This window comes from Jiangella alba, from assembly GCF_900106035.1.
Classification (GTDB): Bacteria; Actinomycetota; Actinomycetes; order Jiangellales; family Jiangellaceae; genus Jiangella; species Jiangella alba.
Genome location: NZ_FNUC01000004.1, coordinates 3,441,228 through 3,462,628, shown reverse-complemented (window position 1 = coordinate 3,462,628; position 21,401 = coordinate 3,441,228). Strand labels below are relative to the sequence as shown.

Here is a 21,401-nt window from a genome sequence, read left to right as displayed (position 1 = left end):
TACGATCCGGATGCCGGTTTCCGTCCATGCGGGCGCCGGCGCACTCGCACCCAGGTGGGGGAAGCCGGTCCGAAGCCGGCGCTGACCCGCAACCGTAGGCAGCGGACATCCGCTGCGAGCCGGAATGCCTGCCCGGGCGCGTGGCTCCACGACACCCGTCGAGGTCTACGGGCGGAGCCCGGACCGCTCGGGTCCGTGCCCCTCGCCTGACGCCTTGCGCCGCCGCGGCGGCGCGCGCTCAGGGGCGGCGCGGTGTCCTCGGCGCACGGGTCTCGCGTTCGGCGACCGCAGCGCCGAAAGGGTCCCGCCATGGTCCGGCTCTCCCGCCTCCGCCCGCCGCTCGGGCTCGCCGCCGCCGCTCTGCTCGTCGTCGCCTCGGCGCCCGTGACGGCGACGGCGCAGCAGCAGCCGGCCGGGCACGCCGGGTACTGCACCGACGGGCTGGGCGTCACCGTCGTGGTCGACTTCCAGGATCTCGGCGCGTTCGGCGGCCACGACGGCGAGCTGGTGGTCCGGTGCGCGCCGCCGGCGGTGCCGGGTCAGCCGTTCGAGGGCACCGGGCTGGACGCGCTGAAGGGCGCCGGCATCCAGGTGGCCGGGACGGACCGCTGGGGCGAGGCGTTCATCTGCCGGCTGCAGGGCCGGCCGGCGGCGGACGAGCCGATCGCGATCCCCGGCGACCCCGCCTACCTGGAGCCCTGCCGGGACACCCCGCCGGCGGCCGCGTACTGGTCGTACTGGCACCAGGGCGGCGGCGCGGAGTGGGACGGGTGGACGTACAGCAGCGGGGGCGTCACCTACCGCAACGCGGTGCCCGGCGGCTTCGAGGGCTGGTCGTTCTCGCACGACGCGACCGCCGAGACCAACCCGTTCCCCGGCGTCCCGGCGTACGCGCTACCGGCCGAGGCGACGCTGACCGTCACGGCCGACGCGGACAGCGTCGCGCCGGGCGCGGCGCAGGCGGTCACCGTCGCCGGCCTGGCGCCGTACGAGCAGGTGAGCGTCGACGTCGACGGCGCCGGCGTCGCCCCCGCGGACGCCCAGGCCGGCGCGGACGGGGCCTACCGGGCCGAGTTCGCCGCCGCCGGGACCGCCGGCGCCAGCACCGTCACCGCCACCGGGGCCACGGCCGGGCGCACCGGCAGCACCACGTTCGCCGTCGACGAGCCGGGCCGGGCGCCGGAGGTCACCACCCACCCGGCCGACCTGACGGTGGCGGCCGGCGGCGCCGCGACCTTCACCGCCGCCGCGGCCGGCGAACCGGCGCCCACAGTGCGCTGGCAGAGCCGCGCGCCCGGCGGCGAGTGGGCCGACATCGCCTGGGCCACCGGCACGACCTACACCGTCGACGGCGTCACCTCGGCGCAGAACGGCGCGCGGTACCGCGCGGTGTTCACGAACGCGTCCGGCGAGGCGGCCACCGGCGCCGCCACCCTCACCGTCACCTGGGAGGAGAACCCGTACGGTCCCGGCGGCGAGGCGGCGGCGTCGTGGCTGATCGGCGAGCTGGACGACGGCGCGCTGCCCGGGCCCGGGTTCGGCTACGACTGGGGCCTGACGATCGACGCGCTGTTCGCGCTGCACGCGGCCGGAGTCGGCGAGACCGCGGCGGAGCAGATCACCGCGGCCGTCGAGACGAACGTCGCTGAGTACGCCGGCCCCGGCTGGTACCCGCACCCGGACACCCGCATCGCCGGCGCGACGGCGAAGGTGCTGGTGGCGGCCGTGGTCGCGGAGTCCGACTGGACCCGCTTCGGCGGCCGTGACGTGCGGCAGGAGACGCTGGACCTGCTGGTCGACGACCCCGGCGGCGTCGAGCACGGTCGGCTGAAGGACCACAACCCGGACTACCCGCTCAACGACACGAGCAACATCTTCGGCCAGTCGCTGGCCGTGATCGGGCTGGCCCGCTCCGGCGGGGTGCCGCAGGAGGCCGTCGACTTCCTGCTGAAGCAGCAGTGCGCCGAGGGCTGGTTCCGGATGTTCTACAACGACGGGACGACCTGCGACAGCGGGCAGAGCAGCCCGGACCGCGACGGCACCGCGATGGCCGTGCAGGCGCTGATGACCGCCCGCGACGCCGGGGTGCGCGGTCTGGACGACGACATCGACCGCGCGCTGGACTGGTTCGAGGACGTGCAGGGCGCCGACGGCTCGTTCGGCGGCGGCGTGTCCACCGAGGCGCCGAACACCAACAGCACCGGCCTGGTCGCCCAGGCACTGGCCGCGGACGAGCGCGACGCCGCTTACGAGGCGGCCGCGGCGTGGGTCGGCGGGCTGCAGGTCACCGCCGACAACGCGGCCGGGTCGGCGCTGCTGGCCGAGGTCGGCGCGATCGCCTACAACCCGCAGTCGCTGGCCGACGGGCTGAGCGGCGGCATGGGCCTGGGTCGCGACCAGTGGCGCCGGGCGACGGCGCAGGCGATCTTCGCGCTGGCGCCGGTGTCGTTCGCCGACCTCGGCAAGGACGACCTCGACCCCGGCCCGTCGCCGACGCCGACCCCGAAGCCGACGCCCACACCCACCCGGACGTCGACGCCGACCCCGACGCCGACCGATCGCCCCACCCCGAGGCCGACCCCGTCCGACCGGCCGACGCCGGCGCCGAGCCCGCCGCCGGCCACCGACCCGCCGCTCCCCCGGCCACCGGCCGGTGCCGGGCCGCGTCCTCCGGCGCCCGGCCCGCAGGCCGACGGGTCCGGCGGCGGCGCCGGCGGGCCGGGCGGCGCCGCCCCCGCGCCGAGCTCGACGCCGTCGGCGTCACCCACCCCCGGCGCCTCGGCCGCCGACGCCGCGGTCGCCTATCTGACCGGGCTGCTGACCGGCGGCACGCACGTGCTCACCACCGTCGACGGCGCCACGTACGTCGACTACGCGCTGACGGCGGACGTGGCGCTCGCGCTGCTGCAGGCCGGCGCACCGGACCCGGCGGTGACGGCGTTCCTGCTCGGCCCGGACGCGGTCGCCGGGTACGCGCACGGCGAGCCGTACGAGACCGCCGCCCGGTACGCCGGCCCGCTGGCCGACCTCGTCCTGCTGGCCGCCCTGACCGGCGCCGACCCGCACGCCGCCGGCGGGACCGACCTCGCCGCCGAGCTGCTGGCGCTGCAGGACGAGTCCGGCCGGTTCGCCGACGTCAGCGGGCTGGGCGACCACGTCGGCGTCGAGGACCAGGCGATGGCCGTGCTCGCGCTGACCGCCGCCGGAGAGCAGCCGGCCGCGGCCGCGGGCGCCGAGGTGCTGGCCGCCGCCCAGTGCGTCGACGGCCTGTTCCCGGAGCGGATCCCCGGCGAGGAGGGCTGCGCCGCCGGATCGCCGGAGGTCAGCGGCGTCGTGCTGCAGGCGCTCAACGCGGCGCCCGGCGACGGCCGGGTCGCGCAGCTGACCGAGACCCGCGGCGCGGCGCTGACGACGGCGGTCCGGGCGCTGGCCGAGGCGTGCGGGGCCGACGGCGCCTGGGTCCGCGACGGCGACTGCAGCGTCCCGGCCACCGGCAGCGCCGCGACCGGCCTGCTCTCCGCCGGGATGGACGTCAGCGCGACCCGGCTCTGGCTGGAGTCGGTGCGGTCCGGCGACGGCGGGCTGCCGCCACGGGCCGGCGACCCGAGCGATGTCGCCGCGACCGCCCGGGCGCTGCCGGTGCTGGCCGGCGGCTCGCTGCTGACGCTGCCGTCCGGCCTGCTGCGGCCCGCGGTCGAACGTCCGGCCGGGCAGCTCGACCTCGCCCCCGCGGCCGCGCCGGCCTCCGACGACCGGTCCGGCGACGTCGTGCCGGTGCCGGGGGACGGCGACGACGTCCCGTGGCCGGTCGCGGCCGGCGGCGGCGCCGCGCTGGTCGTCGTCGGCGTGCTGCTCGGCTGGCTGATCACGACCCGGCGCCGGGGCGCGGCCGCATGATCCGCCGGGCCCTGCTGACAGTCGCCGTCCTGCTCGCCACGGCCGCGCCCGCGAGCGCCGTCGACCCGGGCAGCGGCAGCCCCGGCTTCTGCCCGGACGACCGCGGCGTCACCGTGGTCATCGACTTCCAGGCGCTTGGCGGCACCACGATCGTCCGGTGCGCACCCGGGCCCGCCGGCCCCGGCTTCACCGGGCTGGACGCGCTCTACGACGCCGGCATCGAGATCGAGGGCGTGCGCCGCTGGGGCGAGGCGTTCATCTGCCGCGTCGAGGGCCGCCCAGGGCCGGGCGAGCAGGTCCCGGTGACGGGCAACGGGGGCTACGTCGAGGCCTGCATCGACACACCGCCGGCCGCCGCCTACTGGTCGTACTGGCACGCGCCCAACGGCGGGACCTGGGAGTACAGCCAGTGGGGCGTCAAGAACCGCGACGCGATCCCGGGCGGCTTCGAGGGCTGGTCGTTCTCGCTCAACGCGACCGCGGCGTCGAACCCGGCGCCGCGCATCGCCCCGGTCCGCCCGGACGACCCGCCGGACCAGCCGCCGCAGCAGGACCCGCAACCCCGTCCCACCAGCGACGACCCGGACGAGCAGGCGCCCGGCGGGGGTGGCGGCAACAACGCGCCGCGGCCCGGCGGCACCGAGGGTGGCGGGTCCGGAAGCGCCGACGGCGGAACGGGCGGCGGCGCCGGCAGCGGCGCTGACGGCGGCGCGGAGGACGGCGGCGGCGCGGCCGAGGGCGGGACCACCGGGGACGGGACCGCCGACGGCGTGCTCCCGCCGCCGCTCCCCCGCGAGTCCGTGGCCCCGCCCGTGCCGGGCCGGCCGGCCACCCCGGCCGCGACGCCGTCCGAGCAGCCCACCTGGACCGGCGGCGAGGAGTCCGCCGCACCCGTGGCCAGCGGCGCGGAGGTCGGCGGTGTGCCGGTCGCCACCTTGATCGCCGTGGCGGCCGGGATCGCGGTCGCGGCGGCCGCCGTCGTCACCGCTCGGCGACGCCGGAGCTCCGCTACGTGAGGACCCGCTGGGCCGCCTACTGGCTGCCGCGCAGCCTGCACCCGGGCGCCTGGTGGATCTGGGCGCTCGGGCTGGCGGCCGCGGCCAGCCGCACGACGAACCCGCTGACGCTGGGGCTGATCCTGGCGGTCGCCGGGTTCGTCGTGGTGGCCCGGCGCGGCGACGCGCCGTGGGCGCTGGCGTTCCGGCTGTACCTGATCCTCGGCGGGTTCATCGTGGTCATGCGCGTGGCGTACCGGGTGATCTTCGGCGGCGGCGAGGGGCCGACGGTGCTGGTCACGCTGCCGGAGATCCCGCTGCCGCCGTGGGCCGCCGGGATCCGGCTGTTCGGCCCGGTCTCGTTGGAGTCGCTGCTCGGCGGGTTCTACGACGGGCTGCGGCTGGCGACGATGGTGGTCTGCCTCGGCGCCGCCAACGCGCTGGCCAACCCGAAGCGGCTGCTCAAGGCCGTGCCCGGCGCGCTCTACGAGGTCGGGAGCGCCGTCGTCGTCGCGTTGTCGGTGTTCCCGCAGCTGACCGAGAGCGTGCAGCGGGTGCGCCGGGCCCGGCGGCTGCGCGGCGGCGCCGGATCCGGGCGGCGGGCGCTGCACGGCATCGTCGTGCCGGTGCTGGAGGACGCGCTGGACCGGTCGCTGCAGCTGGCCGCGGCGATGGACGCGCGCGGCTACGGCCGGTCCGGCGACACTCCGCGCGGGGTCCGGCTGCTCACCGGCACGCTGACGATCCTCGGGCTGATCGGGGTGTGCGTCGGCGTCTACGGCGTGCTCGACGGCAGCGCGCCGCGCACGCTCGGCGTGCCGATGCTGCTGGCCGGGATCGCGGTGGCCGGCGCCGGGTTCGTCGTCACCGGCCGGCGCGTGCGGCGCACCCGCTACCGGCCGGACCGGTGGCGCCTCGCCGAACTGGTCGCCGCCGGGTCCGGCGTCGCCGTCGGCGTCGTGCTGTACCTCACCAGCAGCATCGATCCGGCCAACATCAACCCCACGCTCAAGCCGCTGAGCTGGCCGCAGCTGTCGCCGTACGTCGTGCTGGGCGTGCTGGCGGGAGCGCTGCCGGCCTGGCTGACGCCGCCGCCGGCGCCGTCGCTGCCGGCCGCACCCGTCCAGGCGGACCTCCGGGTGAAGGAGACGGTGTCGTGATCATCTTCGAGCAGGTCAGCGTCACGTACGCGGGAGCGGCGGCGCCGGTGCTGCGCGACGTCGACCTCACCGTCACACCGGGCGAGCTCGTGCTGGTCGCCGGCCGCACCGGCAGCGGCAAGTCCACGCTGCTGCGTGCCGTCAACGGGCTGGTGCCGCACTTCACCGGCGGGCACCTGGCCGGCCGCGTCACGGTGGGGGGCGTCGACACCCGCACCGCGCCGCCGCGCGAGTTCGCCCACGTCGTCGGCATGGTCGGGCAGGACCCGCTGGCCGGGTTCGTCACCGACACCGTCGAGGAGGAGCTCGCCTACGGCATGGAGCAGCTGGCCGTCCCGGCGCCGGTCATGCGCAAGCGGGTCGAGGAGACGCTGGACCTGCTCGGCATCGCCGAGTTGCGCTACCGGCCGCTGCGGACGCTGTCCGGCGGCCAGCAGCAGCGGGTCGCGATCGGCGCGGTGCTGGCGGCGAACCCGTCCGTGCTGGTGCTGGACGAGCCGACGTCCGCGCTGGATCCGGCCGCGGCCGAGGACGCGCTGGCGGCGATCACCCGGCTGGTGCACGACCTCGGCGTCACCGTCGTCGTCGCGGAGCACCGGATGGAGCGGGTGCTGCAGTACGCCGACCGGCTGGTCGTGCTGCCCGGCGACAGCACGGTGGTGTCCGGGCCGCCGGCCGCCGTGGTCGCCGGCTCACTGGTCGTGCCGCCGGTCGTCGAGCTCGGCCGGCTGGCCGGCTGGGACCCGCTGCCGTTGTCGGTGCGGGACGCCCGCCGCCTGGCCGGTCCGGTGCTGGCTCGGCTGCCCGAGCCGCCGCCGCCCCGCCATGTCGAGCCGGCCGCGGCCGCGCTGACGGCGTCGTCCGTCGTCGTCCGCTACGGCGACGTCGTCGCGGTCCGCGGCGTCGACCTCGCCCTCGCCGCCGGGACGGTGACGGCGCTGATGGGCCGGAACGGGTCCGGGAAGTCGTCGCTGCTGTGGGCGCTGCAGGGGTCCGGGCCGCGGTCCGGCGGGACGGTGCGGGTGGGCGGCGCCGACCCGGCGACACTGCCCGCCGCCGGCGGCCGCACTCTGGTCGGCCTGGTGCCGCAGACGGCGACCGACCTGCTGTACCTCACCACCGTCGGCGCCGAGTGCCGGGCCGCCGACGCCGAGTCCGGCTCGCCGCCCGGGACCTGCCGCGACCTGCTCGAGCGCATCGCTCCCGGGATCGACCCGGCGGCGCACCCGCGCGACCTCTCCGAGGGCCAGCGGCTCGGGCTGGTGCTGGCGATCCAGCTCACCGCCGCGCCCGGTGTCGTGCTGCTGGACGAGCCCACCCGCGGCCTCGACTACGGCGCGAAGGCGCGGCTCGCGCGGATCGTCACCGGCCTCGCGGCGGACGGGCACGCCGTCGTCGTCGCCACCCACGACGTCGAGTTCGCCGCCGTCGCCGCCGACCGCGTCGTCGTCATGGCCGAGGGCGACGTCGTCGCCGACGGGCCGGCGGCCGAGGTGATCGGCGCCTCGCCCGCGTTCGCGCCGCAGGTGGCGAAGGTGCTCGGGGCCGGCTGGCTCACCGTCGGCGCCGTCCGGTCCGCGCTGCGGGAGGCGCCATGACCCCGGACGTGCACGCGCTGCGGGTCGGGCCGCGGTCGGCGGTGGTGCTGGCGCTCGCGTCGCTGGCCGGGCTGGCGATGTTCTGCTGGCCGCTGTTCACCTCCGTCGAGCCGGACCCCCTGCAGCACGGCGTCGACGCCCCCTGGGTCTTCCTCGCCGTGCTCCCGGTGCTGGTCGGGATCGTGCTGGCCGAGCTGACCGAGGGCGGCATGGACTCCAAGGCGCTGGCGATGCTCGGCGTGCTGTCCGCCGTGAACGCCGCGCTGCGCCCGCTCGGCGCCGGGACCGCCGGCATCGAGACGGTGTTCTTCCTGCTGGTGCTGGCCGGGCGGGTGTTCGGGCCGGGCTTCGGGTTCGTGCTCGGCTGCACGTCACTGTTCGCGTCGGCGCTGCTCACGGCCGGGGTCGGGCCGTGGCTGCCGTTCCAGATGCTGACCTCGGCGTGGATCGGCCTGGGCGCCGGGCTGCTGCCCCGCCGCGTCACCGGGCGCGCGGAGATCGCGATGCTGGCCGGGTACGGGATCGTCGCCGCGTACGGGTTCGGCTTCCTGATGAACCTGTGGTTCTGGCCGTTCATCGCCGGCGCCGAGGTCGACTACCACGACGGCTCCATCTCCTACGTCCCCGGCGCCCCGGTGGCCGAGAACCTGCACCGCTTCGTCGTGTTCACGCTGCTGACGTCCACCGCTGGCTGGGACACCGGCCGGGCCGTCACCAACACCGTCGCGATCCTGCTGGTCGGTCCCGCACTGCTGGCGACGTTCCGCCGCGCCTCCCGGCGCGCCTCCTTCGGCGCCGTCGCCGAGTTCACCCCGCCCCGCTAGCGCCACTGGTGTGCGGTCGGGCGGCCGGAGCGCGCCGCCCCTCAAATTGGATCCCAAACCTGGCGAACTGGCGTCCAATGCTGCGACACTAGCACGTCAGCTGCGGCTAGGTGTTGACATTGGATTCAATCTGGGTAGCCTCGTGCACTCAGCGGGTAGGGATCGAATGCCGGGCTGATCACGCGGATGCGTTCGCGATGCGGTCCAAGCGATGGCGAACACCAGGGAGGCCAAGGATGACTCTCACGCGGACGAATACCGACCGACGTTCAGCGCGGACCGTGATGGTGCGCCCGGCCGTGGTGGCATCCGCGGCTGTGCTGCTCGTGGCGTGTTCAGGCGCCGAAGCCACGAACGGCGGCCTGGAGTCCGACACCGTGGTGGTCGCGGACTACGGCGGGACGACCCGGGAGGCGCGCCAGGAGGCGTTCCTGACTCCCTTCGCCGACGAGTTCGGCGTGCGCACGGTCAGTGCGGACGCGGCGCCGTCGAAGCTCTCGTTGTTCGTCGAGAACGAGCGGGCGGAATGGGATCTGATCGATCTCGACAACTGGGATCTGTACCGATTCGCCGAGCAGGGCCTGCTCGAACCGCTCAGCGATGACGTCGCGGCCTCGGACATGGTGCCCGAGGAGTTCCAGGAGTACGCCTCGGGCGGCTACAACGCCAGCACCGGGATCGGCTACCGGACCGACTCGGGCGACGAGCCCCGAGGGTGGGCGGACTTCTTCGACACCGACCGGTTCCCGGGGCAGCGCGCCTTGCCGTCGTTCGCGTACTTCCAGGCCGAGGCCGCACTTCTGGCCGACGGCGTGGCGTGTGAGGACCTGTACCCGCTGGACTTCGACCGGGCCTTCGACAAGCTCGACGAGATCCGCGACGACGTGCTCTTCTACGACAGCTTCGGGCAGGCGATGCAGTACCTGGCTCAGGACAGCGTCGCCATGACGATCACCCCGAACGGCCGCATCAGCGCGCTTCGCGATCAGGGCTCGCCCGTCGCCTTCCAGTGGGAGGGCGGGCTCTACAGCTGGACGACACCGGCCGTGCCCAAGTTCGCCCAGCACGAGGACGCGGCGATGGCGCTGATCGACCAGATGGCCGATCCCGAGGCCCAGGCGGCGTTCGCCGAGATGACCCGGTACGGCCCGATGAACTCGGAGGCGCTGGAACACCTCGACGACGACGTCGTCCAGGATCTCCCGAACAGCCACCTCGACGTGTCGTGCGAGATCGACGGCGCTGGGCTGGGCGCCGACATGGATGAATACAACCAGCGCTACCTGGAGTGGGCGGCCGGCGAGTGAGCCGCCCAGCCCTGCCGGCGACAGCCGGCTCGCCCGCGCGTGCGGTGCGGCGTGTCCTGCCTGCGCGCCACGACGAGCCCACCCGGGTTCGCGTGTCCGCGTTGCTGGCCATCCCGCTCGGTGCCGCGCTCCTGTTCCTGGTGTTGCCGCTGGTCTCACTGACCGGCCGGGCCCTCTCCGATGACGGGCTGAACGGGTTCACGCAGGTGATGTCGAGCGATGTGTTCATCGACGCATCCGTCCGCACCCTGCTGCTGTCCACCGTCGTCACGGCCTGCTGCCTGGTGCTGGGAACGATCTACGCCCTGGCGCTGGTCACCGCACCGCCGTCGATCGGAAAGGTGCTGTTGCTGGGCCTGCTCGCGTCGTTCTGGATCTCGCTGCTGGTGCGCACCTTCGGCTGGGTCATCGTGTTCCAGCCGAATGGAGCGCTGAGCCAGCTGCTGGTCTCGATGGGGCTGACCGACTCGACCGGCGGGCTGCTGCAGACGACGACGGCGATGTATCCGGCGATGATCCACGTGATGCTGCCGTACTTCGTGCTTCCGGTGTACGCGGCGTGCCTCGATCTGCGCTCCGAGGACCTTCGAGCGGGTCAGAGCCTGGGGGCCGGACCCGCGCGGCTGTTGTGGCTGGTGGTCCTGCCCGCGCTTCGCCCCGCTGTCGCCGGCGCGTGCTCGTTGGTGTTCCTGCTGTCGCTGGCGTTCTACGTGACGCCGCTGCTGATCGGCGGGCCGCAGCAGCTGACCATCGCGACGCTGATCGATCGCCAGTTCAACCAGCAGTTCGATCTTGCCGGCGCGTCGGTCATGGGACTGGTCCTGCTGGTGTTCGTGCTCGCCATCTACCTGGTGATCGACCGGTTCGTGAGTCTGGTGCCGAGGGGGTTCAGGTCCTGATGAGCTCCCAGTACGAGCTGCGGTCGTCGCTGGCGCAGGGTCTCGGCCGACTGCGCTGGGCGATCCATGCCGTCGCGGTCATCGTCCTCGTCTTCCTGCTGATCCCGCTGCTGATCGTCTTCCCGATCTCGATCACGCGCGACCACGTGCTGACCTGGCCGCCCGACCTCGCGTCGTGGCAGTGGTTCGACGCGTTCTTCACGTCGCCCGTGTGGGTCGACTCCTTGCTCGCATCGCTGCGGATCGCCGTGCCAGCGGCGGTCATCGCGACCGTCGTCGGAACCCTGGGCGCACTCGGCCTGGCCTACGCCCGGCGCTGGCGCCGGGTCCTGCAGACGCTGTTCATCGCGCCGCTCGTGCTCCCGATCGTCACGTACGCGCTCGGCCTCTACGACGTCGCCCAGCGATTCGACGCGACCGGCTCGCTGCTGCCGGTCATCGTGGGACAGGCGATGCTCTCGGCGCCGATGGTCTTCGTGACGGTCGGCGCGGCGCTGGCCAACCGCGACCACCAGTTGCCGCTCGCGGCATCCAGCCTCGGCGCCTCGGCCCGGAAGGTGCTCACGCTCGTCGAGCTGCCGCTGCTGAAGCCGGCGGTGGCGGCCGGCGGCCTGATCGCGCTGGCGATGTCGTTCGACGAGATCGTCGTGGCGTACTTCCTGCTCCCGCCCGGCGCAGGCACCTTGCCGGTCGTGATCCTCGGCTCCACCCGGGAATCGGCCGATCCGACCATCGCGGCCGCGAGCATGGTCGTCATCGCCATGGCCGTCACGGTCGCCGCGCTACTCGTCCTGGTCAACGTGCTGATGAAGAGGAAGCCGTCGTGAGCGTCCAAGCGAATCTGAAGGATGTCAGTGTCCGCCTGGGATCGGTCCAAGCACTCGACCACCTGAACCTGGAGATCGAACCCGGGACGTTCGTCGCGCTGCTCGGGCCGTCCGGCTCCGGGAAGACCACCACGCTCAACGTGCTCGCCGGGTTCACTCGACCCGACGCCGGACTGGTCACCTTCGACTCCGCCGATGTCACGGGGGTTGCGCCGTACGTCCGCGACATCGGCATCGTGTTCCAGAGCTACGCCCTGTTCCCGCACCTCACCGTCGGGAAGAACATCGAGTTCCCGCTGCGCCGCCGGGGTGTTCCCCGCGACCGCCGCCGGGAGCGGGTGGAGGAGGTGCTGCGGCTGGTCGGCCTGGAAGGCTACGGCGACCGAGGTGTCACGGCACTGAGCGGCGGGCAGCGACAACGGGTCGCGCTGGCGCGCGCGGTGGTCTTCGAGCCGCGGCTGTTGCTCCTGGACGAACCACTGGCCGCGCTCGACAAGCGGTTGCGTGACTCGATGCAGCTGGAGATCCGCGCCCTGCAGCGGCGCCTCGGCATCACGACCGTGGCGGTCACCCACGACCAGGTCGAGGCCCTGACCATGGCGGACAAGGTCGCCGTCATGAGCGACGGGCGGATCGAGCAATGCGGCTCGCCGGAGGACGTGTACAGGCGTCCGGCCTCCGAGTTCGTCGCGCGGTTCCTCGGCGAGGCCAACCTGCTCGAGGTGCGCGAGGGCTCGATGCAGTGCTTCGGGCGATGCGGCAGCCTTCCGGACGGGACCGCGGTGCTGCGCCCCGAGCAGCTGCGGATTCGGCCGATCGATCAACGGGACCCGTCGGGGCTGAGTGCTGAGGGAACCATCGACAGCGTGAGCTTCCAGGGCGCGCACCATCGCCTGCGGGTGCGACTGGAGGCCGACCCCGCCGTCGCCCTCACCTTGACGTCCACCGCACTGGGCTTCTCGCTCGGCGCCGGCGACCGGGTCCGCGTCGAGGTCGACCCTGACGACCTGCACGTGATCCCCCGGACGAACCGGACCGGCGTGCCCACCCGCACCGTCCAGGAGGCCTGATGAGCCATGAACGCACGGATGTCGTCGTCATCGGTGGCGGTTTCGCCGGCGTCACCGCCGCCCGGGAGATGGCCGCGACGGGCGCCTCAGTGGTGCTGCTCGAGGCCCGCGACCGCCTCGGCGGACGCACGTGGACCACGGAGTTCGAGGGTGAGCCGGTGGAACTGGGCGGGACCTGGGTCCATTGGACCCAGCAGCACATCTGGTCGGAGCTCACCCGCCACGGGATCGCCATCCAGGAGGACGACTGGGACTTCGACGCCGCGATCATGGGGAGCCCGCCGCGGCGGCGTCCGGCGCCGGAGACCTTCGCCCGCCTGAAGGACCTGTTCGTGCGCTTCGTCGGGGAGCATCGCGCGAGCCTGCCGCTCGCTCACGACCCGCTCCATCGGTACGACCAGATCGCCGAGCTGGACCGGCTCTCGATGGACGACCGCCTCCGGCAGCTCGACCTCGCCGATGCGGACGTCGAGTACCTGACCAGCCTGTTGTTCGAGATCGCGGGAACCGAGCTCGGGGAGGCCGGCTATCTGCAGGTGGTCCGGTGGCTCGCGCTCTGCGACTGGAGTACGGATCAGTGGTACGAGATGAACAGGTACCGGCCGGTCGGCGGAACGGCGGCGGTCCTCGACGCGATGCTCGGGCCACATGAGGTCGACGTCCGGCTGGCCGACCCCGTCGCGTCCGTCCGGTACGGCGACGACGGCGCGCTGGTGCGCACGAGCGGCGGCGCCGAGATCGCGTGCCGCCACGTGATCGTCGCCGTACCGGTCAACACCTGGAACCGGATCGAGTTCGACCCGCCGCTGCCCGAGACGCATCGGGCCGCGATGAGGCAGTGGATGGGAAAGCCGCGTCAGGACAAGGTCTTCCTCAAGGTCTCCGGCGACATCGGCCGCGTCTTCGGTCATCTTCCGGCGCCCGAACCGCTCAACTTCTTCTGGACGTTCCGTGATGTCGAGGACGGCCAGATCATCATGGCGATCAACTCCAGCGCGTCGCTCGACGTCAACGACGCCGACGCGGTCGAGGCGGCGATGCGCCGTGTGATCCCGGAGATCACCGAGGTCCACGCGGTACTCGGGCAGAGCTGGTCGGAGGATCCGTGGTCGTCGGGCGGCAACCTGTGCCCGCCGCCCGGACAGATCAGCGCCCACCTGCGGGCGCTCCAGCAGCCGCTGCGCGGACTGGCCTTCGCGACGACGGAGATCGCCAACGGGTGGGCGGGCTTCATCGACGGGGCCATCGAGTCGGGCCTGCGCGCGGCTGGTCACAGCCGGAAGGCGATCGGGAGGGAAGGAACGAGATGAGTGTGGCTCGAGACCTCTACTGCTACGGCGATCGCGAGGCCCACCCGTGGTCGAGCACCGTCGCGTACTCGGAATCCGTCACGACCAACGGCCCGTTGATCTTCACTGCCGGCCAAGGTCCGTTCGACGACCAGGGTGACCTGATCGCGCCGGGCGACCCGGCCGCGCAGATCCGTGCGACGTACGCGAACCTGCGCACGGTCCTGGAACGCGCCGGTGGGTCTCTCGACGGCATCGTGTCGCAGACGGTGTATCTCCAACGCCCCGAGGATCTGCCGGTGTTCGTCGAGGTGCGTCAGGAGTTCCTGAAGGATCCGCAGCCCGCGGTCACGACAGTGCGCGCGGATCTCCTGGTGCCCGGAATGCTCATCGAACTGACGGCCGTCGCCACTCGAGGCGTCGGCCGCACGACTGGTCCCACTGGAGGGTCGAAATGACACCGAATGGCTTCGTCGTCGACCAGGTGGCGTTCGTCGTTCCCGATCTGGCCGCCGCGTTGCCGGCCTACGACGCGATCTTCTCTGGATCGCCCTGGCGGATCTGGGACTACGGCCCGTCGGTCATGAGCGAGCAGGCGTTTCGCGGCGAACCGTCGGCCTATTCCATGCGCCTCGCCCTTTCGGCGACCCGGCCCCAGGTGGAACTCATCCAGCCGTTGCACGGCCGGAGCGTCTACTCGGAATGGCTCGAGCGAGGCGGCACGGGCGTCCACCACGTCGGCATGTTCGTCGACGACATCGGCGAGGCGAGCGATGCGCTGGGGCTACCCCTCGCGACCGCGGCGCAGACCGGCAGCGGGTACGGGGCGGGCGGTGACGGTGGATTCGCCTACTTCGACGCGGTTCCGGAGGTCGATCTCATCCTGGAACTGATCGCGGTCCCACAGACCCGGCGCCCGCCGGACACGGTGTGGGAACGCACTCACTGATCGAACAGATCTCGGTGCCGGTTGAGCCGCCGGCGGCTTCGTTCGATATGGACTCGGATGAGTTCCTCGGCGGCCCTCGCATTGCCTTCGCTGATCGCGTTCGCGATGAGGCGGTGCTCGGAGTGAGCGACCTCGAAGTCCTTCGGAGCGAAGGTGGTCAGCAGGATCCGGCGGTAGCGATGGGTGCTGTTCCAGAACTCGACGATCATCTGCAGCAGGCGCGGCGTCGGCACACCCGCGTAGCAGGCGAGGTGGAAGCGGCGATCCGCCTCCAGCCAGCTGGCCGGATCGCCGGCATGAGCCTCAACCTCGGCCGCCGCGACCTCGATCGCCTCGCGCTGTTCGACGGTGAGGTGCGCCATGCTCTCCGAGATGGCGAGGGGTTCGAGTCGCTCGCGCACCTTGTAGATCTCGTTGTACTCCTCGAAGTCCAGCACCGCGACCTTGGCGCCACTTCGCGGCCTGAACGCGACCAGGCCCTCGCTCTCGAGCTGGCGCAGTGCCTCGCGGATCGGGAGCCTGCTGACCCCCAGTTCCCTGGCCAGCGCCTCCTGACGCAACGGGCGGCCGGGTTCCAGCGCGCCGTCGATGATGCGTTGCCGGAGGCTGCGCGTGACGAACTCCGTGACGGACTCGCGCGCGTCGTCAGCGAACTGATCGTTGGCCATGGCCACCTCGGGTTGGATCCACTCCAGTGCGACCGAGCGATTCTACCGCGCATTTCACATGACGGCGTCCGACGTGGATTGGATCCTAAGTTGCTTGTGCAGGCCTCAATGAGCGCTGAATCCTGGACTGCGAACGTTGTATTGGATACGATCTCGCCCTGTAGAGACCTTTGCCCAGCGTAAGGACACACGATTCGTATGGCGCGGAAGCAAAGACTGGATCCAGAACAGCCTGTGTGGCAGCTGACGACGACTGCGAGCGACTGGAAGAAGGCGCGGCCGGAGTCGCTGGTGACGATGCTGGGCCAGCTCCACCTGATTCGTGCGTTCGAGGAGTTGGTGCTCGATCTGGCGGGCGACGGCCTGGTGCACGGGCCGGCCCATTCGAGCATCGGCCAGGAGGGCGGTGCGGTCGGGTCGGTCCATGCCCTCCGCGCATCCGATGCGGTGAACGGATCGCACCGTGGTCATCATCAGTTCCTCGCCAAGGCGATCGCGTTCGTCTCCGAAGGGCCGATCGACCCGAGCGACCTGGTCACCGAGAAGATCGCCGACGTCCTCCGCCGCACGCTGGCCGAGATCCTCGGACTCGACGAGGGCTTCGGACACGGTCGCGGCGGCTCGATGCACTTGCAGTGGATGGCCGCCGGCGCCATGGGCACCAATGCCATCGTCGGCGGTGGCGTGCCCATGGCCGCCGGCAAGGCGTGGGCCCAGAAGCGCGCGGGCACCTCCGACGTGACCCTCACGTACTTCGGCGACGGCGCGGTCAACATCGGGTCGGTCCTCGAGACCTTCAACCTCGCGGCGGCGTGGGACCTCCCGCTGGGCTTCTTCATCGAGAACAACCAGTACGCCGTGTCGACCACGGTCACGGAGTCGACCCGCGAGTCACGGCTGGCAGCCCGCGGGTTCGGATTCGCGATCCCCGCCTGGCGCGTGGACGGCATGGACCCGCTCGCCGTCCAGCTCGCGACCCAGGACGCCTGTGAGCGCATGCGCGCGGGCGAGGGGCCCGTCATCGTCGAGGCCGACGTCTATCGCTTCTACCACCAGAACGGACCCTTCGCCGGGAGCGCGTTCGGATACCGCAGCAAGGACGAGGAGCGGGCCTGGCGCGACCGGGATCCGGTGCAGCGCATGGGCGCCGAGGTCCTGAAGCTCGGCCACCTGAGTGAACGTGAGATCGCGTCGATCCGGGACCAGGCGGTCGACGCCATGCGGGTCGCGGCATCGACTCTGGTGACTGCCGACAAGGAGTCCGGACGCCGGCGCATCGTCGAATCCGCGTGGCCCGATCCGGCGTTCGTCGACGTCGGCATACGCAGCGACGCGCGCGAGCTCGACGCCGCGCCGCGGCTCGAGCCGGCGGAGTTCACCGGGACGCGGGAGGAGCGGAAGTTCATCGAGGTGATCGCCGAGGTCACTGGCCGCCGGATGGCTGCCGACGATCGCTATGTCATCCTCGGCGAGGACGTGCACAAACTCGCCGGCGGAACCAACGGCGCGACCAAGGGTCTGGCGGACCGCTTCCACGACCGCGTCCTCGGCACCCCGATCAGCGAGAACGCCTTCGTCGGACTCGGTGGCGGCATGGCCCTCGACGGCAGGTACCGGCCGGTGGTCGAGTTCATGTACCCGGACTTCATGTGGGTCGCGGCCGATCAGGTGTTCAACCAGATCGGCAAGGTACGCCACATGTTCGGCGGCCAGCACGCCGTTCCGCTCGTCCTCCGCACCAAGGTCGCGATCGGATCGGGCTACGGGTCGCAGCACCTGATGGACCCGGCCGGCATCTTCGCCGCCAGCCCCGGCTGGCGCATCGTCGCCCCGTCGACGGCTGCCGACTACATCGGCCTGTTCAACGCGGCCATGCTGCTGGACGACCCGGTGCTGGTGATCGAGCACGTGGACCTCTACGGCCTGCGTCAGAGCGTTCCCGCCGACGCCTGGGACTACGTGATCGAACCGGGGACGGCGGCCGTCCGTCGCTCGGGTGACGACGTCACGGTGATCTCCTACCTGTCGATGGTGGATCGCGCGCTGGAGGCGGTGGATCGATGCGACATCGACGCCGACGTCATCGACCTGCGCTGGCTGGACCGGGCCTCCGTGGACTGGTCCACCATCGAGGCGAGTGTGCAGAAGACGAACAACGTCCTGATCGTCGAACAAGGGGCGCGCGGCACCTCCTACGGCGGCTGGCTGGCCGACGAGATTCACCGCCGGTACTTCGACTGGCTGGACCAGCCGGTGGAGCGAGTGACCGGCAGGGAGGCGAGCCCGACGATCTCCAAGGTGCTGGAACGAGCCGCGATGGCCGGAACCGACGAGGTCGTGGCCGGGCTGGAGAAGGTACGCCGCAACTGGGGCGGTGCCTGATGGCGCACGCGCTTCGGATGCCGGCCATCGCGGCCGATTCCGCCCAGGCCGCGATCCAGACGTGGCTGGTCCAGCCGGGTGAGCAGGTCGAGGTCGGACAGCCGGTCGCTGAGATCGAGACCGAGAAGGCCGTCGTCGACTACGAATCAGAGCACGGCGGCGTTTTCGCCGGGCTCCTCGTCGCCGAGGGCCAGTCGGCCACGGTCGGCCAGGTGATCGGAGTCCTCGCCGAGGCCTCGGAGTCGGTGGAGGAGGCGATGCGGGCGGTCCGAGGGGAGGTCGTCGACCTGGATCGGGACGCGGAGCGGGCCGGGGCGCCCGCGGCGCCGGCGCCGGCCCCGGCGCCGGAGCAGGCCGCGGCGCAGGACCATCCGTCCCGCAGGTTCATGAGCCCGCTCGTACGTCGACTCGCGCGCGAGAAGGGCATCGACCTCAGCCGCATCGACGGCAGCGGGCCCGGCGGCCGCATCGTCCGCCGCGACCTCGACCGGTACGACGCGAGCCCGCACCGCGACTCCGCCGAGCCGGTGGTGGCACGCGTCGACGGCGACGCCGCCGCGGCGAAGGCGCACGACGAGGCTCCGGTGGCCTACACGGAGGTCGAGCACACACCGATGCGCCGCTTGATCGCGCGGCGCCTGACGGAGAGCAAGCAACATGTCCCGCACTTCTACCTTCGCGCCGAGTGCGAGGTCTCGGCGCTGACCGAGCTGCGGCGGCGGATCAATCAGTCGTCGCCGACCCCCGTCACGATCAACGATCTCGTGGTCAAGGCGGCCGCGGGGGCGCTGCGAGCGGTCCCGGCGGCGAACGCCATCTGGACGGAGACCGCCGTCCGCGTCTTCTCGACGGTGGACATCGGGATCGCCGTCGCGGTCGAGGGCGGGTTGATGACACCGGTCGTACGGGACGTGGGTTCGATGCCGATCTCCGTGCTCGCGGCGGCGACCCGTGACCTCACCGAACGTGCTCGCACGGGCCGGCTCCACCAGCGGGAGCTGGAGGGTGGCACGTTCGCCGTGACCAACCTCGGGATGTTCGGGGTTCAGGAGTTCACGGCGATCATCAACCCACCTCACGCCGGCATTCTGGCGGTGGGGACGATCGCCCGTCGCCCGGTCGTCGACGGCGACGACGTGCGGCCGGCGGACACGATGACGGTGACGTTGTCCGTCGATCACCGGACTCTCGACGGCGCCACCGCGGCAGCGTGGCTGAGCGCCTTCGTCGAGCTCATCGAAGATCCCGTACGTCTCCTGATCTGAGGCAGGCACACTCCATGATCAAGCGTCTCGACAACTGGATCGGCGGGGTTGCGGTCCCCCCGTCGACAGGTTCATATGTGCGCGGCGTCGACCCGGCGACCGGCAGGCCGACGGTCGACGTGGCCGCCGGCGCCGCCGCCGATGTCGACGCCGCCGCCCGGGCGGCGGCGGAGGCGACGGCGAGCTGGAGACACCACCCCTCGGCCCAGCGAGGACGGATCCTCACCGCCATCGGCAACGGGATCCGCGAGCACGCTTCGGCGCTTGCCGATCTGGAGATCCAGGACACCGGCAAGCCACGCCATACCGCGCTGGGCGAGATCGAGAACTCCGCCGCGTACTTCGAGTTCTACGCGGGGTTGGTGAACCTGCCGGTCGGCGACGTGATCGACGTCCAGCACGACCAGCACAACTTCACCCGACGCGAGCCGTACGGCGTCGTCGGCGTCATCACGCCGTGGAATCTCCCGCTGAACCAGGCGGCTCGCGCGGTGGCGCCGGCGCTCGCCACCGGGAACACCGTCGTCCTGAAGCCGGCCGAGGTCAGCTGCCAGACGACCATCCTGCTGGCCCGCATCGCGGCCGAAGCCGGGCTCCCCCCGGGCGTGCTCAATGTCGTCCTCGGGTCCGGGACCGAGGTGGGCGAGGCGATCGTGCGGCATGAGGCCGTCCGGAAGGTCGCGTTCACCGGCTCGGTCCGGACCGGTCGAGTGATCGGGCGGATCGCGGCGGAGCGGATCATTCCGTTGACCCTCGAACTCGGCGGCAAGTCGGCCGGCCTGGTGTTCGGCGACGCCGACCTGGACCTCGCCGCGCGGGAGGTCGTCCGTGCGTTCTGCACGAACGCGGGACAGGTCTGCTCGGCGGGCACGCGGCTGCTCGTCCAGGAGGACGTCCACGACGACCTCGTGGCGCGAGTGGTCGCGCTCGCCGCCGAGGTGCGCGCCGGTGCGGACATCGGCCCGATGATCACTCCGGCCCAGTTCGATCAGGTGCGGCGCTATCTGCACCTCGCCGAGGAGGAAGGCGCCCACGCCGCGTTGGGCGGACCCGCAGGTGCCGAAGGCGGCTTCGTCACTCCCGCGGTCTATACGAAGGTGCGCAACGACATGCGCATCGCTCGTGAGGAGATCTTCGGTCCGGTCCTCGTCGTGATGCCCTTCACGGACGAGGCGGAGGCGATTCGCCTCGCCAACGACTCCGAGTTCGGCCTCGTCGCCGGCGTGTTCACCAGGGACATCGGCCGGGCACTCCGGGTCGCCGACGCGATCGAAGCGGGCCAGGTGTTCGTGAACTCCTGGTCGACCGGTGCCGTGCAGACGCCCTTCGGCGGGCACAAGAACAGCGGGTACGGCCGCGAGAAGGGCGTCGAGGCGCTGTTCCACTACACGCAGCTGAAGTCGGTCACCATCTCCTACTGAATCGCCGCGAGGCCGATCCGCCAGGCGGTCAGTGCGTCGACGCTGGTCACGACCTCAGAGGTCCTTGGAGATGGCCGCGGCGGTCTGCTGGAGCGGTTCGACGAAGCCACGAAGGCGGCTGATCTTGCCGCGAGCGGTGGGCACGCTGATGGCGAGGCTGGCCACGGCACGTCCGGCGCCGTCGCGGATCGGGACGGCGATGGCTCGCAGCGCCTGGTCGCTCTCACCGCGGTTGAGGGCGTAACCGAGCCTGCGGATCTCCTCGAACTCTTCGACGAGGTCCGGGAGGGCGTGGATGGTCTGGTCGGTGACCGCCGGCAGGTCGACGCTGAGGAGACGTTCCAGTTCCTTGCGCGGCATCTCGGCCAGGAGCACCTTCCCCCCTGAGGTGGCATGCGCCGGCAGCAGGGTGCCTGTCCGTATGGTCACCCGGACCAGCTGCTGACTCTCGACACCGTCGATGAACCGCGCCCCGGCCCCCTGGAGCACCAGCAGGTGCACGGTCTCGTCCAGCCGGGCGGCGAGTCGAGCCATGTGATGGTGCGCGGACCGGCGAATGTCGAGATCGCCCAGGGCGGCGAGGCCGATCTCGACCAGCACCCGGCCCAGCCGGTAGTCCTTGGTGACGCGATCGCGCTCCACGAAACCCTCGTCCACCAGCGTGGTGAGCAGTCGATGGCTGGTGGACGTGCTGATTCCCAGCGCCTTGCTGGCCTCCGTGACCCGCAGGTGGCCGCGTTCGGCGAGCAGTTGCACGAGACGAACGGCGTTGACGACGGAGCTGAGCGTTTCCCGCATACCGGGAAATCGTAACAGCTTTGCCCGCATGCCGGAAACACGTCGGTAACGT

At 72.2% G+C, this 21,401-nt stretch carries 17 protein-coding genes and 1 riboswitch; of the genes, 15 read left to right on the top strand and 2 right to left on the bottom strand.

Annotation, left to right across the window (positions count from 1 at the left end; translation table 11 throughout):
- Window positions 1–19: 19 nt before the first annotated feature.
- Window positions 20–150, top strand: a riboswitch (cobalamin riboswitch).
- A 159-nt stretch (window positions 151–309) separates the two neighbouring features.
- The 12 genes from BLV02_RS33685 to BLV02_RS33630 all read left to right on the top strand — a co-directional run bounded on the left by BLV02_RS33685 (window position 310) and on the right by BLV02_RS33630 (window position 14,815).
- On the top strand, window positions 310–3,897 hold the full coding sequence (locus BLV02_RS33685) for a prenyltransferase/squalene oxidase repeat-containing protein (protein WP_069111476.1): 3,588 nt from the start codon (window positions 310–312) through the stop codon (window positions 3,895–3,897).
- Window positions 3,894–4,913, top strand: a complete 1,020-nt coding sequence (locus tag BLV02_RS33680) for a hypothetical protein (RefSeq protein ID WP_069111477.1) — start codon at window positions 3,894–3,896, stop codon at window positions 4,911–4,913. The genes BLV02_RS33685 and BLV02_RS33680 overlap by 4 nt, the downstream gene beginning before the upstream one ends.
- Entirely contained in the window at window positions 4,910–6,052 is a 1,143-nt protein-coding gene (locus BLV02_RS33675) for an energy-coupling factor transporter transmembrane component T (protein ID WP_069111478.1), read from the top strand. The genes BLV02_RS33680 and BLV02_RS33675 overlap by 4 nt, the downstream gene beginning before the upstream one ends.
- Window positions 6,049–7,650 (top strand): ABC transporter ATP-binding protein, encoded by a 1,602-nt coding sequence (locus BLV02_RS33670; protein ID WP_069111479.1) that lies wholly within the window; start codon window positions 6,049–6,051, stop codon window positions 7,648–7,650. Before BLV02_RS33675 ends, BLV02_RS33670 begins: the two co-directional genes overlap by 4 nt.
- Window positions 7,647–8,474 (top strand): ECF transporter S component, encoded by an 828-nt coding sequence (locus BLV02_RS33665; protein ID WP_069111480.1) that lies wholly within the window; start codon window positions 7,647–7,649, stop codon window positions 8,472–8,474. The genes BLV02_RS33670 and BLV02_RS33665 overlap by 4 nt, the downstream gene beginning before the upstream one ends.
- Window positions 8,475–8,773: 299 nt before the next feature.
- A complete protein-coding gene (locus tag BLV02_RS33660) occupies window positions 8,774–9,781 on the top strand; it encodes an ABC transporter substrate-binding protein (RefSeq protein ID WP_171906742.1) in 1,008 nt (335 codons plus the stop codon).
- A complete protein-coding gene (locus tag BLV02_RS33655; protein WP_141711575.1) occupies window positions 9,763–10,680 on the top strand; it encodes an ABC transporter permease in 918 nt (305 codons plus the stop codon). The genes BLV02_RS33660 and BLV02_RS33655 overlap by 19 nt, the downstream gene beginning before the upstream one ends.
- Window positions 10,680–11,507, top strand: a complete 828-nt coding sequence (locus BLV02_RS33650; protein WP_083288641.1) for an ABC transporter permease — start codon at window positions 10,680–10,682, stop codon at window positions 11,505–11,507. The genes BLV02_RS33655 and BLV02_RS33650 overlap by 1 nt, the downstream gene beginning before the upstream one ends.
- Window positions 11,504–12,577 carry an ABC transporter ATP-binding protein gene (locus BLV02_RS33645; RefSeq protein WP_069111483.1) on the top strand — a complete coding sequence of 358 codons (1,074 nt, stop codon included), beginning with the start codon at window positions 11,504–11,506 and terminating at the stop codon, window positions 12,575–12,577. The genes BLV02_RS33650 and BLV02_RS33645 overlap by 4 nt, the downstream gene beginning before the upstream one ends.
- A complete protein-coding gene (locus BLV02_RS33640; RefSeq protein WP_069111484.1) occupies window positions 12,577–13,887 on the top strand; it encodes a flavin monoamine oxidase family protein in 1,311 nt (436 codons plus the stop codon). Before BLV02_RS33645 ends, BLV02_RS33640 begins: the two co-directional genes overlap by 1 nt.
- 2 nt (window positions 13,888–13,889) lie before the next feature.
- Entirely contained in the window at window positions 13,890–14,324 is a 435-nt protein-coding gene (locus BLV02_RS33635; RefSeq protein WP_069111485.1) for a RidA family protein, read from the top strand.
- On the top strand, window positions 14,321–14,815 hold the full coding sequence (locus BLV02_RS33630) for a VOC family protein (protein ID WP_069111486.1): 495 nt from the start codon (window positions 14,321–14,323) through the stop codon (window positions 14,813–14,815). Before BLV02_RS33635 ends, BLV02_RS33630 begins: the two co-directional genes overlap by 4 nt.
- Here the strand turns inward: BLV02_RS33630 and BLV02_RS33625 are convergent.
- Window positions 14,809–15,483 (bottom strand): GntR family transcriptional regulator, encoded by a 675-nt coding sequence (locus BLV02_RS33625; protein ID WP_069111590.1) that lies wholly within the window; start codon window positions 15,481–15,483, stop codon window positions 14,809–14,811. The genes BLV02_RS33630 and BLV02_RS33625 overlap by 7 nt on opposite strands.
- Before the next feature lie 198 nt (window positions 15,484–15,681).
- Here BLV02_RS33625 and BLV02_RS33620 point away from each other — a divergent pair, with 198 nt between their 5' ends.
- Genes BLV02_RS33620 through BLV02_RS33610 form a run of 3 tightly spaced genes read left to right on the top strand, consistent with a single transcriptional unit; the run spans window position 15,682 to window position 20,551 of the window.
- Entirely contained in the window at window positions 15,682–17,865 is a 2,184-nt protein-coding gene (locus tag BLV02_RS33620; protein WP_069111487.1) for an alpha-ketoacid dehydrogenase subunit alpha/beta, read from the top strand.
- Complete coding sequence (locus BLV02_RS33615) at window positions 17,865–19,130, top strand: dihydrolipoamide acetyltransferase family protein (protein ID WP_069111488.1); 1,266 nt, start codon at window positions 17,865–17,867, stop codon at window positions 19,128–19,130. Before BLV02_RS33620 ends, BLV02_RS33615 begins: the two co-directional genes overlap by 1 nt.
- Window positions 19,131–19,144: 14 nt before the next feature.
- Window positions 19,145–20,551, top strand: a complete 1,407-nt coding sequence (locus BLV02_RS33610; protein WP_069111489.1) for an aldehyde dehydrogenase family protein — start codon at window positions 19,145–19,147, stop codon at window positions 20,549–20,551.
- Window positions 20,552–20,605: 54 nt separating this feature from the next.
- Here BLV02_RS33610 and BLV02_RS33605 read toward each other — a convergent pair whose 3' ends face one another.
- The gene (locus tag BLV02_RS33605; protein WP_083288644.1) at window positions 20,606–21,379 is read right to left on the bottom strand and encodes an IclR family transcriptional regulator; all 774 of its coding nucleotides are present in this window, start codon (window positions 21,377–21,379) and stop codon (window positions 20,606–20,608) included.
- Window positions 21,380–21,401: the final 22 nt, after the last annotated feature.